Annotated in this window: 9 protein-coding genes and 1 pseudogene; 7 read left to right on the top strand and 3 right to left on the bottom strand. The window is 55.9% G+C overall.

Translation table 11 applies throughout. The features are described from left to right. The 7 genes from fahA (at window position 1) to HDF12_RS16870 (ending at window position 9,847) form a co-directional block, all read left to right on the top strand. A complete protein-coding gene (fahA, locus tag HDF12_RS16895) occupies window positions 1–1,302 on the top strand; it encodes a fumarylacetoacetase (RefSeq protein WP_179585218.1) in 1,302 nt (433 codons plus the stop codon). 84 nt (window positions 1,303–1,386) lie between these two features. Next, complete coding sequence (gene hppD / locus HDF12_RS16890; RefSeq protein WP_179585216.1) at window positions 1,387–2,520, top strand: 4-hydroxyphenylpyruvate dioxygenase; 1,134 nt, start codon at window positions 1,387–1,389, stop codon at window positions 2,518–2,520. A gap of 113 nt (window positions 2,521–2,633) precedes the next feature. After that, a complete protein-coding gene (locus HDF12_RS16885) occupies window positions 2,634–3,611 on the top strand; it encodes a family 43 glycosylhydrolase (RefSeq protein ID WP_179585214.1) in 978 nt (325 codons plus the stop codon). Window positions 3,612–3,860: 249 nt separating this feature from the next. Beyond that, on the top strand, window positions 3,861–5,780 hold the full coding sequence (locus HDF12_RS16880; RefSeq protein WP_179585212.1) for a CRTAC1 family protein: 1,920 nt from the start codon (window positions 3,861–3,863) through the stop codon (window positions 5,778–5,780). 69 nt (window positions 5,781–5,849) lie between these two features. Beyond that, complete coding sequence (locus HDF12_RS16875) at window positions 5,850–8,147, top strand: tetratricopeptide repeat protein (RefSeq protein ID WP_257025803.1); 2,298 nt, start codon at window positions 5,850–5,852, stop codon at window positions 8,145–8,147. A gap of 222 nt (window positions 8,148–8,369) precedes the next feature. After that, a complete protein-coding gene (locus HDF12_RS22040; RefSeq protein ID WP_218892489.1) occupies window positions 8,370–8,756 on the top strand; it encodes a hypothetical protein in 387 nt (128 codons plus the stop codon). A gap of 224 nt (window positions 8,757–8,980) precedes the next feature. Continuing rightward, window positions 8,981–9,847 carry a tetratricopeptide repeat protein gene (locus HDF12_RS16870; protein ID WP_179585210.1) on the top strand — a complete coding sequence of 289 codons (867 nt, stop codon included), beginning with the start codon at window positions 8,981–8,983 and terminating at the stop codon, window positions 9,845–9,847. A gap of 152 nt (window positions 9,848–9,999) precedes the next feature. On the opposite strand, the gene HDF12_RS16865 is transcribed toward HDF12_RS16870, so the two are convergent. The 3 genes and pseudogenes from HDF12_RS16865 to HDF12_RS22460 all read right to left on the bottom strand — a co-directional run. Beyond that, window positions 10,000–13,356, bottom strand: a complete 3,357-nt coding sequence (locus HDF12_RS16865) for a TonB-dependent receptor (RefSeq protein ID WP_179585208.1) — start codon at window positions 13,354–13,356, stop codon at window positions 10,000–10,002. Window positions 13,357–13,535: 179 nt separating this feature from the next. Continuing rightward, the gene (locus HDF12_RS22465) at window positions 13,536–13,787 is read right to left on the bottom strand and encodes a TOBE domain-containing protein (RefSeq protein WP_257025802.1); all 252 of its coding nucleotides are present in this window, start codon (window positions 13,785–13,787) and stop codon (window positions 13,536–13,538) included. A gap of 18 nt (window positions 13,788–13,805) precedes the next feature. Beyond that, window positions 13,806–13,943 (bottom strand): annotated as a pseudogene (locus tag HDF12_RS22460) (excisionase family DNA-binding protein); the annotation flags it as partial. Window positions 13,944–13,965: the final 22 nt, after the last annotated feature.

The raw sequence follows: 13,965 nt of genomic DNA, 5'->3' as shown, positions 1-13,965 counted from the left end.
ATGGCAAAACAAAGCATTGCGGCTCACAAGAGCTGGCTTCCCGACGCCAACCACCCCACCACCGACTTTCCGCTCACTCATCTCCCCTACGGCGCTTTCGCGGTCGAGGACCAGCAACATCTCTGCGTCGCCATTGGAGCCCACCTCCTCGATCTTCACGCCTGTGCCGCATCAGGCCTGCTTCCCGCCACCCTCACGGAAGCCTGCCAGGCTCCCACCCTCAACCTGCTCATGTCTCAGGGCTCTCAATCCTGGGCTCTCCTCCGCAAAACCCTCACCACTCTTCTCCACGCCGACGTAAAATCCGAGCACAAGGAAAAAGTCGAAGCCGCGCTACACTCCATCGCCGGATCAACCTTCCAAAAACCGGTCCACATCCCCAACTACACCGACTTCTACGCCTCCATCCACCACGCCACCCGTGTCGGTCAGCTTTTCCGCCCCGACCAGCCTCTCCTCCCCAACTACAAGCACATTCCTATCGGCTATCACGGGCGGGCCTCTTCCATCCTGGTGAGCGGCGAACCCATCGTCCGACCCATCGGCCAAACCCGCCCGTCCGCCGGAGAAATCCAACCCAATTTCATTTCCACCAGCAAGCTGGACTACGAATTGGAACTGGCGCTTTACATAGGGAAGCCCAGTACTCAGGGCACCCCTGTCCCCATCTCCGATGCAGCCGATCACCTCTTCGGCATCAGCCTCCTCAACGACTGGTCGGCCCGCGACATCCAGTCCTGGGAGTACCAGCCTCTCGGCCCCTTTCTGGCCAAAAACTTCGCTACCACCGTCTCCCCCTGGGTCACCCCAATCGCCGCACTGGAACCCTTCCGAGTCCCCGCGGCCCGTCGCTTGGCCACCGATCCGAAACCTCTTTCCTATCTCCACTCCGCCGCAGACCAGAAGTCCGGAGGATTGGATGTAGCACTTGAAGTCTTTCTCCTAACCGCAACCATGAAAGCTAATAAACTTGAACCTTTCCCGCTCAGCCAATCCAACGCCCAGGACCTTTACTGGACCCCCGCCCAACTGACCACTCACCACACGAGCAACGGCTGCAACCTCCAGGCAGGCGACATCCTCGCCACCGGAACGATCTCCGGCCCCGCCGAAGCCTCCGCCGGCTGTCTCCTCGAGCTCACCCGCAACGGCGCCCAACCCATCCTTCTCCCGACAGCCGAAACCCGCACCTTCCTCGAAGACGGCGACGAGATCATCCTTCGCGGCTCCTGCGAATCGCCAGGCCATCCCCGCATCGGACTAGGCGAGTGCCGCGCCACCATCCACTCAGCCCGCACCTGACCGCCCTAGCCAACTCCAACCCAAGTGAACTATCCTCATCTTGCGCCGCGGGCTACCCACGCCCGCCGCATCGGAGACCTCCTCATGGCAACACACGCCCCGACCCATCCCCAACAAGAATCAGCCACCACCGACTTTCTCCCCCTCAAGGGAACCGACCACGTCGAGTTTTACGTCGGCAACGCTCGTCAGGCCGCTTATTTTTACCGCGCCGCCTTCGGCATGTCGCTCGTCGCCTACTCCGGCCCCGAGACCGGTCAGCGTGACCGCGCCAGCTACGTCCTCCAGCAAGGCAAGGTGCGTTTTGTCCTCACGACTACCCTTCGCACAGACTCCGATATCTCCCGCCACGTCGACAAGCACGGCGACGGCGTCCACTCGATCGCCCTCTGGGTCGATAACGCCCGCCAGTCCTGGCTCGAAACCACCAGTCGCGGAGCGCGCAGCATCCAGGCACCCACCGACGCGAAGGACGCCGGCGGCAGCGTCACCACCGCCAGCATCGCCGCCTACGGCGACACCATTCACACCTTCGTCGAGCGCACCCACTATAGCGGTCCCTTCCTCCCCGGGTATCAGGCCGTCTCCAATGACAACATCGCCCGCCCCGTTGGCCTCCTTCACATCGACCACATCGTCGGCAACGTCGGCTGGAACTCCATGAATCAATGGGTCGACTTCTACCGCGACGTCATGGGTTTTGGTCTCTACCAGCACTTCGACGACAACGACATCTCCACCGAGTACTCCGCCCTCATGTCTAAGGTGATGGCCAACGGCAACGGCTACGTCAAATTCCCCATCAACGAACCCGCCGAAGGCCGCCGAAAGTCCCAGATCGAGGAGTACCTCGACTTCTACCAGGGCCCGGGCGTCCAGCACATGGCTCTCGCCACCAACGACATCCTCGCCACAGTCGCCGCGATGAAGCAACAAGGCGTCGACTTCCTCACCGTCCCCCACTCCTACTACACGGAGCTGCAGACGCGCATCGGTAAGATCGACGAGCCCATCGAAGAGCTAGAAAAACTGGGCATCCTCGTCGACCGCGACAACGAAGGCTATATGCTCCAGATCTTCACCAAGCCTGTCGAAGACCGCCCCACAGTCTTCTACGAGATCATTCAGCGCAAGGGAAGCCGCAGCTTCGGCAAAGGAAACTTCAAGGCTCTCTTCGAAGCCATCGAGAGAGAGCAGGAGTTGCGCGGAAATCTGTAGACAACAGGAGCGACGCGGCAACTAACCAGGCCGCCTCACGCCAACTTCATCGCAGGCAGGTCGAACGAAAGGTAGACTTGGTGGCTCTGCTGACAGAAAAATCACATTCAGCATTGTCGCGTCTCGCTGCCTGTTGCTGTCTCGCCTGGCTGCTCCTTCTGCGCCCAGGCAACGTCTCCGGGGCCATAACACCCGGAGCCGTCTGGTTCGACAATCGCGGCCAGCAGATTCAGGCTCATGGCGGCGGCATCCTAAAGGTCGACGACACCTTCTTCTGGTTTGGGGAGGATCGCTCCCAGGGTCTCGATCCGAATAAGCGCTACGTCAGCTGTTACGCGTCGAAAGATCTCGAACACTGGACCTTCCGCGACCAGGTTCTCAAGCTCTCCGATCCTGAAAACTTCGGCCCAGGGTGGCTCATCGAACGCCCCAAGGTCTTCTACAACGCCGCGACAAAGAAGTATGTCCTTTACGCCCACGTCGACGACGGCACCTACAAACTCGCTCGCGTCGGAATCGCCATCAGCGATACAGTCGACGGGAACTATCGCTACCTCAAAAGCTTTCGCCCTCTCGGCTTGGAAAGTCGCGACATAGGTCAGTTCATCGACGACGACGGCACAGCTTACCTCATCTTCGAAAGCCGCCCCACCAAAGGATTTGTCATCGCCCGCCTCTCTCCCGACTACCTCAACGTCGAGAAGCAGATGAGTCTCGTCCCCGCTCCGCTCGAAGGCGGCGCCGTGGTCCACTATAAGGGGCTGTACTACGTCATCGGTTCGCATCTCACGGGATGGAGTCCGAACCCCAACGTCTACGCCACCGCCACCAGTCTCGAAGGTCCATGGACAGAGTTCAAAAACATCGCTCCTCCAGCGCTCAAAACCTATAACTCGCAATCCTCCACGCTGCTCAGGATCATAGGCACGAAGACCACCTCGGTCATCTTCATGGCCGATCAGTGGAAGCCAAAAGAGTTATGGGACTCGCGCTACCTCTGGATGCCTCTGCAAATTGATGGAGGTCAGCTTCTACTTCCCGAGCCCAGGCCGTGGACGATCGATATCAATACCGGGGAGGCAAAGTATTAGCGCGATCGGCAAGACGCGTTGCCCCATAATGCTTGGTCGAAATAGTGATAGACACGAGCACTTACAAGAACGATGATGCTGGGGCGACGACTTAATCGCCAGCAAAGGGGCAAGATCACGCGCTTATTGGCAATCCTTCTGGGACTATGTGCTCTCGCGGGACGGAGCATGCCGGGTTTCGTGAATGTTTCTTCTCGCTTAAGCTTCGAACCCCGCGCTTGAAAGTTAACGGATGAGAATAAAGAGGTTATGAAACACCTTCAAAAAACGATCCTAACGATCGCTTTGATAGGCGAGCTCTTCGCGGGCGCACTCGGGGCGGCACAGGAAACAGGTAAGGCTGGCGCGGGTTCGACTCAAGACCAGCCCGTCCCGACTGTCCCACATGGCGGGTCTGCGACAGCAGGTGTGTTTGCTGCGGTAAAGGATTCAGAGTTGCGTCCAATCACCGCTGGCGGGTTTGTTAACGACGGCCCAGTGATCTTCAAAGATGTCGCCAAACAAGCCGGCCTGACAGGGTGGCATCACGTGATGGGCACGCCGGAAAAGAGGTACATTTTGGAAGCGCCTGGATCGGGGGTAGCCTTACTGGACTATGACAATGATGGCTGGCTCGATATCTACCTGGTAAACGGCTCCACCTACGACGCTTTGAAGGGTACTGCTGATCCACCTCATGCAGCACTGTTTCACAATAACCACGACGGAACGTTTACCGATGTTGCTGCCAAGGCCGGAGTTGCCAACGATCGTTGGGGTTACGGCGTCGCAGTTGGAGATTACGACAACGACGGCTGGCCGGATATCTATGTCTCCAACTTCGGCAAGAACCGGCTCTATCACAATAACCACGATGGAACCTTTACTGACGTGGCAGAGAAGGCGGGCGTAACGTTGGGGAACTGGTCTACCGGTGCCACGTTTGGAGACTACGACGGAGATGGCCGACTCGACCTCTTCGTTCCCGGGTATGTTCACTATGACGTGAACCATCCGCCTGATCCCGGCTCCGAAACAGTCGGGCTAAGTTACTGCCAGTTTCGGGGTGTAAACACCCTGTGCGGTCCGCGTGGACTTGAGGGAGAGGCCGATCATCTATTTCACAACAACGGGGATGGGACCTTTACTGACGTCAGCGAAAAGGCGGGCGTCTCAGATAAGGCGCGCTACTACGGATTTACGGCAGTGTTCGTCGATATCAACAATGACGGCAAGGTTGATCTGGTCGTGACGAACGATTCGTCGCCGAACTATCTATATATGAACAACGGAGATGGGACCTTTGAAGACGCAAGCTACTACTCTGGTTTCGCATTGAACCAACAGGGACGCGACCAGGCCGGCATGGGCCTGGCTGTTGGTGACTACCTCAATAATGGCTTGGTCGACCTCTACACGGGTACATTCTCCGACGACTATAAGCCGCTCTTCAGAAACGGAGGTGACCAGGGGTTCACCGAGATTAGTCCGGAGATGGGGATCGCAGAGATCACTTATCCTTTTCTCACCTGGGCGACCGAGTTTATTGATTACGACAACGACGGCTGGAAAGATATTTTTCTAGTCAATGGACACGTATATCCTCAGGTGGACAAGTACGACTGGGGAACCTCTTACGCACAGCGTCCGCTGCTATTCCATAACGTAGACAAGGGAAAGAAGTTCGAGGTAATGCCGGCCGTGATCGGAAGTGGGTTGGCGGAGGTGATTCCAGGCAGGGGAGCCGCATTCGGCGACCTTTTCAACGACGGTAAAACGGATGTCGTTATCAACTCAATGGATCATGTGCCGTCGTTGATGCGAGATGTCAGTCCAGACCATCACCACTGGGTTGGATTAAAGCTAATCGGAGGGCCGAAGAGTCCGCGAGATGCTGCGGGGGCTACGGTGTATCTGGTGGCGAACGGAGTGCGTCAGCGAGCAGATGTACTGAGCGGTGGCAGCTATGAATCTTCCAACGATCAGCGGCCACACTTTGGGATAGGTGACGCAACTACCGTGGATTCTGTGGAGATTCGCTGGCCGAGTGGAACTGTGGAACAGCTAACGCTCCCGAGTGTCGATCGTTTTTTCACCGTTCAGGAGGGGAAAGGCATTGTGCCGGGCCTTCTCAATCCGCCGGTAACGGTAAAGAAGACCGCAGAAATCAGCAGACAGAAGACTCACTAGATGAGTAGAATTCCGTCAACCTTTCGCAGCAGAGTGGCTTGTAAGTCCGCGAAGAAAAAGTTGGGTACGATGCTGTTTTTCAAGTGGGCCAAAACGCAGGTGAGGCGTATGGTTGTCAATCGGCGGCGACTGGCTGTCGCGAGGGGAGCCTACGTCAGTCTGGTCGGGGTGCTCGCTCTTGGAAGCGTCTTTGCTTTTCTTCCTCGAATTCAAGCTCATTCAGATTTGAGCCAGACCCAGCAGAAGATTGCAGACGAAGCTGCAGTCCGCAAAGATTATGCAGATAGAGTTGGCAGAACCTACAACTTTGCCTTTGGAAAAGGAAACATCTCAACACCCGGAAATGCTGCGGTCGAGGGCGACAACTTTCTCGAGCCTGATGCGTTTCCGACGGCCGATTACTGCGGTCACTGTCACAAAGAGGCGTACCACCAGTGGCGGCAGTCTTTGCATTCCAACTCATTTAGAACGCCGTTCTATCGCACGAGCGTAAATATCCTTATCAGGACTAAGGGAATCGAGTTTTCCCGTCACTGCGATAGCTGTCACAACCCGATCGCCGTTCTCGGTGGCGGATTAACGCAGAACTCAATGGTTGACCGAAAATTTGATCAGGACGGGTTGACCTGCACTACGTGCCATTCCGTTCAGAAGCTGCAATCGACGCTCGGCAACGGTGGCTATGTGATGGGCGTACCCGCAGTACTGGTTGATGAAAAGGGCAGTCGCATCCCTGGCCTCGTGCCGGACTCGGAGATTTTGGCGCACCTTGATAGGCATTCGAAGGCGGTGATGCAGACCTTCTATCGTACGCCCGAGTTTTGCTCCGCTTGCCACAAAGCCAACTTGCCAAACCCACTGAATGATTACAAATTCATTCGCGCGTTTACCGCATACGATGAGTGGCAGAACTCAAAGTTTTCGCAGCGAAATCCTCTCACGTTCTATCAAGCTGATTTCACCACCTGCCAGGGCTGTCACATGAAGCGCGCGTCGAATGCGCTGCCCGAGCCGGGAGCGAAGAACGGTACATTCGCATCGCATCGCTGGACAGCGGGCAATACCGCCGTTCCTTTCTACTACGGGTTTGATGAGCAGCTGGAGAAGACAGTCGAATTTCTGAAGACAGGCAACTATCTAAACGTCGATCTATTTGCAATTCGTAAGGCGAGTGACGACAAGCTGATCGCACCGTTGGGTTCGACTGCGTTCACTCTTGCTTCGGGTGATGTAGTACAGGTGATGACTGTTATTCAAAACAAAAACATCGGCCATTCCCTGATTCCCGAAGTGCGCGATCTGTATGAGGCTTGGGTAGAGTTTGTCGTCACGGACTCGAACGGCAAGGAGATCTATCACAGCGGTTTCATCAAGCCGGATGGAATGCTGGACGAGCGGGCACACAGTTTTACGAACCGTCCAGTCAACACGGACGGGGTGTTCGTCGACAATCACAAAGTATGGACGATCCATTCTGTCGCTTATGACAACACAGTTCAGGCAGGCAGGTCGTCTCTCATTCGCTACGAGTTTCGCATTCCTCCCGAGGCGAAGGGGGCGGTGACTATAACCGCCAAAGTGAACTATCGACATCTCCGGCAGAGCTATCTCAATAACGTTTTTGGCAAGGATCACGTTGCATATCCAATCGTCGAGCTCGCCTCGCGCAGCCGAACGCTCAACATCGGAGACAATCCTGTTAGCGCGCCTGATCCTCACGATAACGCTGACTGGATGCGCTGGAATAACCTTGGCATCGCCTATCTCGATCAACTCCAGTACAGCGACGCGATTCAGGCTTTTTCCCAGGTAATCAAGCTGCGTCCTGACTATGCGGATGGCTACACCAATATCGGCCTAACGAATATCGAATGGGAAAAATATGCTTCAGCTCGTGGGGGTCTTGAAAAAGCTCTAGAGCTAAGTCCCAACAATGCGCGTGCTCTTTACTATCTTGCATTGGTAGAACGACGAGCAGGGCATCCCGATGCTGAAGTAGAAGATCTGAAAAAAGTGCTTGCGCAGTACCCTCAATCGCGAGATGCTCGTCGCGAGCTCGGAATCTCTTACTACCAACAACGTAGACCACAAGAAGCGATGGAACAGTTTGAGGCGTTACAAGCGATCGACCCCGATGACCTGACCGCGCATTACAACCTCGCACTGCTTTACCGTCGTGCTGGAATGAAGGACAAAGCCAAAGAACAATCCGCGAAGTTTGTCACGAAGAAGATAGATCCCGGCGCTCCGACTTATTCCCTGGATTTTCTCCGCAAGCATCCTGAGATCTCGATCGAAAGCGTGCCGTGGCATGTACATAAGGATGTATCGCAACCGGAAGTTATGAGCGCTGGGGGAGAGCACTAAGGCGAGCCGTGTGCAACCTTCTCCGCCTCCGGCATACTCGACAACACTCTACGGTGAGATACTTCCTCTGCCAGAGGGAATTACGTTAGGGGCAAAAACTTGAACAGAAGAAGTTTGACCGTACTTGTATTTGTGGTGATAGCTGGCACATTCGTCAGCCCTGTGCGATGCAGGGCCCAAACTCAATGCCCTTGGCTAAATGCGGCAACGGCCGCAGGTGTTTTGGGCGGTGAGGTCCAGGCGACCACGACCCCTCTTACGTCACAGGGCGATACCACCTGCGACTTCAAGCGCAGTGAGCATTCGACCGTTTTTGAGTTGACAATTGCTGTGCACACGATGGCGCTTCCCTCGAAAGACTTTGCCATGTATCTTGCGCGATGCTCCGGTACGGCAGTTCCGCTGAAGGCGATTGGCAATGAAGCAGTCCAGTGTGTCCCGAGTAACAACTCCCTCAACGGAGGCGAGCAGATCATCGGCCGGGTACGAGATCGTGTTTTCGTCATTGACATCCAGAGAGGCTCGCCCAGACAGTCAGTTTCAACCCAAACTGGCCTGAGTGAAGAAGCGAGAAACGTTGCCGAGCAAGTAGCGGGAGCGCTCTTTTAGACATGTCCTTTATCGCTCGTTCTCCGCGCATGCATCTGGACTTGATTAAGCTGTGCTTGGTTTGCTGTGTGGGATTAACTCCGATCTCTTATGCGAAGGCACAGCAGGACGCTCGCGCGAGCGCATCAAATACTTCAACTGATTCAGTCCAGCATAGCCCGAGCCCGACAGAGGAAGTACAACGGCTAATCTCCCGTGGCCAGTTGAGCGAAGCCGAGACACGCTTGAACTCCTTGGCAACGCAACAGCCGGAGCCGGCGGGGGTAGAGCGTATGCGTGGAATGATTCGATACCAACGCAATAGCTTTGCAGACGCGAATTTAGCCTTCGAAAAAGCCATAGTTCAGGATGGCAACGATCTGCTGGCGATACAGATGCGCGGTGTGACGCTGTATCGCATGGGGCAACCGGCCGCAGCGATTCCTCTGCTTGAACGTGCGAACAGTCCAATTGCCAGCGTCAACGCCGATGGAACCTATGTTCTGGCGGTCTGTTATCTCGAAGTGCATAGATACGATGATGCGCGTCGCATCTTTGCCCAACAGTACAAAATCCCAGCCGACTCCGCAGCGGCGTATTTATTCTTGGCGCGTATGCTGTTCCGTCGCAACTACCCCGCCGAGTCCGAGCAGATGGCACGCAAAGCCCTCCAAATCGAACCAAGACTGCCTTTAGCTCATCTGTTGTTGGGACAGCTCGCCCTGTCGCGTTCAAACGCCGCTGGAGCTGTCGTCGAATTTGAAGCCGAACGGGCAATCAATCCAATGGATGGAGAGGTGTATGAGCGTCTGGGCGACTCATACCTGAGAGCTCTGCGATACGAAGATGCGCAACAGGCGTTGAACTGTGCGCTTCTACTAGAGCCGAATTCGACAGGGCCATATATTTTGCTGGGGCAGGTTCTGTTGAAACGAGATGATGCCTTGACGGCGCTAAACTATCTGTTGCGTGCGGAACACATGGATTCCAGCAATCACCTTATCCACTTGCTTCTGGGGCAGGCCTTCCGCGCTTTGGGGCGCAAGGAAGATGCGACGCGCGAGTACAAGAGCGCAGAGACTATCCAGAATGCTGTCGAAAGCCAAAGATAGTGTCATGCACGACGCCGTTCTCACTATGCGAATCTTCTTTTGCATGTGGATGCTCGAATCTCTCAGCCAACACTGTCCGAGCAGACCGGACCGTTCGCAGCGTTAGGAACGCTGTTCGTACAGACGAGCTCTAGGGTTGCACTGAAGACTGGCTATCTACTTAGTCTGATTGCGAATTGCACGACTCGAGGGTCGGTTGTAGTAGCGGTGATGCTGCCGAACGCGGGGGAACCAAAACTGCCGTTGGGCTGCGCGAACTCCGGCGTATTGGTAACGTTGAACATCTCGGCGCGGAACTCCAGGTCAGCTTTTTCTACCAGCCGGGTTCGCTTGATGAGCGATACATCCAGGTCGCGGTAGGCAGGGCCACGCACGGGGTTGCGCGATGCGGTGCCAATAACGAATTGAGGGGCTGTGCTGAATGCGGCAGTGTTGAAGTAGTGCGCGGGGGTACGCTGGCCGGCCGTCAAATTGGGGTTGCCAACGATGTCGGGGCGCTGAAGAGAAAAACCTGCGAAAGCGTTGTTATTGGTGGCCTGTGTGACGGTGACCGGCATCCCCGATTGCAGCGACAGGATGGTATTCAAGCTCCAGCCTCCGAGCATCGGGTTGCCTACCCCGGTCGAGGCGAAGCGATGGTTTCGCCCAGCCGGTAAATCGTAGATGCCGCTGAACGAGGTTACATTGGGCATATCGCCATTCGATGAGTCGCGTTCCAGATGAGGGCGGTAGGTGTCCGCTGCGATGAGAGAGCTTGTGTTGGGTGAGGAGAGAACGGTGGAGGAGAAGACGGAAGACGCATCATCGATGAGTTTGGAGTGAGTATAGGCGAAGAGGAAGGAGATACCGTGCGAGAAGCGTTGTTCGGCCTTGGCCTCAATTGCGTTGTAGTTGGTGGTTCCCGAGTTATGGCGGTACGTCGCAACGTTTTGGAAGCGAGGATAAGGTTTGATGAGTTGTGCGGCAGCGATGTTCTTCGTATTCAGAGAACTGGATGGCGGAAGTTGGCCGAAGTAAGGATTTGTGACTGGGGTGAGGAGCGAAGCGCCCTCCGCTAGCTGATCGGCCGTGAGCTGGTTAAGATTCGAGTCGGGGATACCGACGTGAATAATGTTCGACCCTACGTATGCAACCTCAACAGAGAGATTGTTAGTCACGGCGCGCTGGACGGCGAGGTTCCACTGCTGGACGTAACCCGAACCGGCGGTGCGATCGGCAGTGTATACACTTTGGCCAAGACCGGCGTTGGGAGTAAGTGGAATTGGAGCCACGGAAGGTCCGTGCGAGAGTGCAAAGGCGGCGTTCACGCTGTCCTGAGTCTTCTGCGTAACACTTTGGATGAAAGGGAATTGGGGAATAGTAAATGGAGTTGTGATCCCTGACTGGTCGATAAAGACAATTCCAAAGCCAGAGCGAATTACCGTCTTCTCGGTCGCGAGATAGGTGAACCCCACACGAGGAGCAACGTTGCCGTAGTGGAGTTCGCGGGCACTGCGCGAGTTTCCATCGACGCCTACGTAGTCAAGCTGTTGCGTCCCGAGGTTGAAGACAGCTCCTTGGTTGTTCTTTTCGGTAGAGGGATGGTGCAGGGTCCAGCGCGCTCCGATGTTGAGTGTTAGGCGATTGGAGGCCTTCCAGTCGTCTTGAAGAAAATACTCCTCGATGTAGTCGCGAGGACGGAGCTTAGCCTGTTGCAGGTCTATTTGAAAGGTGTCGACCTGTCCTAGAAGAAAGCTTGCGATGGAATTACCGTTGGTGAGCTTATCGCCGGGGGCGATGACAAGACCCTGTTGATTTGTGCCGGTGGTGGTGAAGGCAAAGGAGCCGGTGGGGTTGGGCGGCGAAACAGTATTGAGTTGGTACCAACGGAAGTCGATGCCAGCCTTAATGGCGTGGGCACCGCGTGTGTAGACAGCCGTGTCGACGACCTGCCAAACCGAGGTCTGGAAGTTCGCGAAGGTGCTTGCGGAGGGACCAAGCTGCTGGATGCCAGTGAGCGTAAAGAGGGGAAGGGCATTATTGAATGCTGCGTTGGTAGGGATGCCGGGGATGCCAAGCGTGGCGGAGGCGGTACTGTCGAGTTCAGGACCGATGATATTGTTGCTGCGACGGGTGTACCCACCCGTGAGGTTGTTGACCAGTCGCGGGGAGAAGATATGGGTCTCGTTGGCGACGGCCTGTTGTCCTCGCATGTTCGAGAGTCCAGGGACTCCGCCAGTACCGAGAGCTGATCCGCTGATGAGGCCGCTACCATCGGGCAACGGGGTGACGGGCTGCTCGACTTCGTTGTAGTAGGTGTAGCGGCCAAAGGCGTGGTCACGAGTACCGTACGCACCGTCGACGCGAACGTCAAACTGATTCTGATGGTCCGCGTCGTTTGCAGTGCGGCTGTAATTGTTGGCGGCATTGCCGTTGGTCGGAAGTGGAAAGCGTGCAAGGAGAGCCTGGGCGGCAGGATCGAATGGTATGTTGATGACGTCTCCGGGAAATTCCTGCCTCACATTCTTTCCATTGACGATGGTTGTGGTGGTGGGATTGTAGATATGCGAGACATTGTGGAAGATGCCGTTGCGTTCGTTGATTGTGGGGATCGTCGAGGTCAGGGTGCGGCCGATGAGCTGCTTGATTCCTTGATAGTCGCCGAAAAAGAAGAGACGATCGCGGAGAATAGGCGCGCCGAGTGTAGCGCCATAGAGGCTGCGACGATACTCAGGCTTGCGGCCCGTCGGCGCGAAGTAGTTGCGGGCATTAAGATCTTCATTGCGAAGATATTCAAAGAGGCTGCCATGCACCTCGTTAGAGCCCGACCGGGTGGCAACGTTGACCACACCACCGTTGAATCGGCCGAACTCCGCCGGCACGTTATTGGCTTCGATGGTGAATTCCGCAATGTCGTCGAGGATAGGAAAGAAGGCTACCTGACCAGGTTCGGGCTGCAGCGCAGAGATGCCGTCGTAGATGTACTCATTGGTACGGGGGCGACCGCCATTGATGCGAGGAAGCAAGGTTCCGGGAGGCAACTCGACCCCCGGGGCCAGTGTCGTGAGCTGAATGAAGTTTCTTGTATTGAGTGGAATCGCGGCAACATAGGCGCCGGAGATGTTGGTCTCGATATTGCTGGTCTCCGCTTGCAGGAGTGGCGCGTCGCTATTGACGGTTACAGTCTGTCGATCGCCTCCAGGACTCAGCGTGAGATCAAGGCTCACCGTCTGTCCAACGATGACGTTGACGCCCTCGCGATCCAGATTTTTGAACCCGGGTGCCCGTACTTCTACACGATAAGAGCCCGGGTTGAGATGGATTAAAAGATAATCGCCGGAGCTGGAGGTGGTCGTAGACTGATGCAGGTTCGTGGAGGACTCGGTTAATTCAATCGGCGCGTTTGCGATCGCGGCGCCAGAGGGATCGAGAACGCGGCCCTTCAGATCCGCTGCGATTTGAGCGGAGGCAATGGCTCCATCTATCAAGATAAAGAGGAAAAAGGCGTAAGAAAGGCGCTGAAGCTTCATGAAACCCGCTCCTGGAAACGCAGCTTTGAGGTGCGTCCGGTGGTAGTAAGGATTAGCGCGAACAGTCGAGCTGAAGACTGGCCTCCCCGCACGTGTTCCACTCGAATAGTACGAAGCTAGTCGATTTAAATCGTATAGTCAAACGATTCATCTAGGTGCCGGAGAGGCATCTACTGTGTCTATGAGGGATCGTCAAGGCGCTCAATCATTACGTCGGTCGACTTAATGAGAGCAGCTGCAAGATCGCCTTTCTTCAACTGAAGCTCGCGAACCGCATTTGCGGTGATGATTGCCGTGACATGCGTGTCTCCTACAGAGAGCACAACCTCGGCAAGCAGCCCTTGTATCTGGATACTCACAACCTTACCGGCGAGTTGATTTCTACCGCTCACCCGGCGATATCGTTGTCGCGAGTCGACTGCGGGTTTCATCTGGTCTCTTGTCAGAAAAGGCTTCAAAGCTGCCTCCGACAAGCGATGGTGCCCACCGGGGGTCTGGACGGTCTTCAACTTTCCGCTCAATATCCATTGTTTGATCGTTGGGTAGCTCACGCCCAGCATTCGGGATGCTTCTCGAGGCGTCAGCATTTGGCGAGTCGTCGACATGGCC

Source organism: Tunturiibacter gelidiferens (assembly GCF_013410115.1).
Taxonomy (GTDB): domain Bacteria; phylum Acidobacteriota; class Terriglobia; order Terriglobales; family Acidobacteriaceae; genus Edaphobacter; species Edaphobacter gelidiferens.
Note: the sequence above shows the minus strand (reverse complement) of the source record. Positions and strands in the feature narration are given on the sequence as shown.

Excerpts from the sequence above, each read along its gene's own strand:
- HDF12_RS16865 (WP_179585208.1), bottom strand. The coding sequence starts at position 13,356 with ATGAAGCTTCAGCGCCTTTCTTACGCCTTTTTCCTCTTTATCTTGATA.
- HDF12_RS22465 (WP_257025802.1), bottom strand. The coding sequence starts at position 13,787 with ATGAAACCCGCAGTCGACTCGCGACAACGATATCGCCGGGTGAGCGGT.
- hppD (WP_179585216.1), top strand. The coding sequence starts at position 1,387 with ATGGCAACACACGCCCCGACCCATCCCCAACAAGAATCAGCCACCACC.
- HDF12_RS16875 (WP_257025803.1), top strand. The coding sequence starts at position 5,850 with ATGCTGTTTTTCAAGTGGGCCAAAACGCAGGTGAGGCGTATGGTTGTC.
- fahA (WP_179585218.1), top strand. The coding sequence starts at position 1 with ATGGCAAAACAAAGCATTGCGGCTCACAAGAGCTGGCTTCCCGACGCC.
- HDF12_RS16880 (WP_179585212.1), top strand. The coding sequence starts at position 3,861 with ATGAAACACCTTCAAAAAACGATCCTAACGATCGCTTTGATAGGCGAG.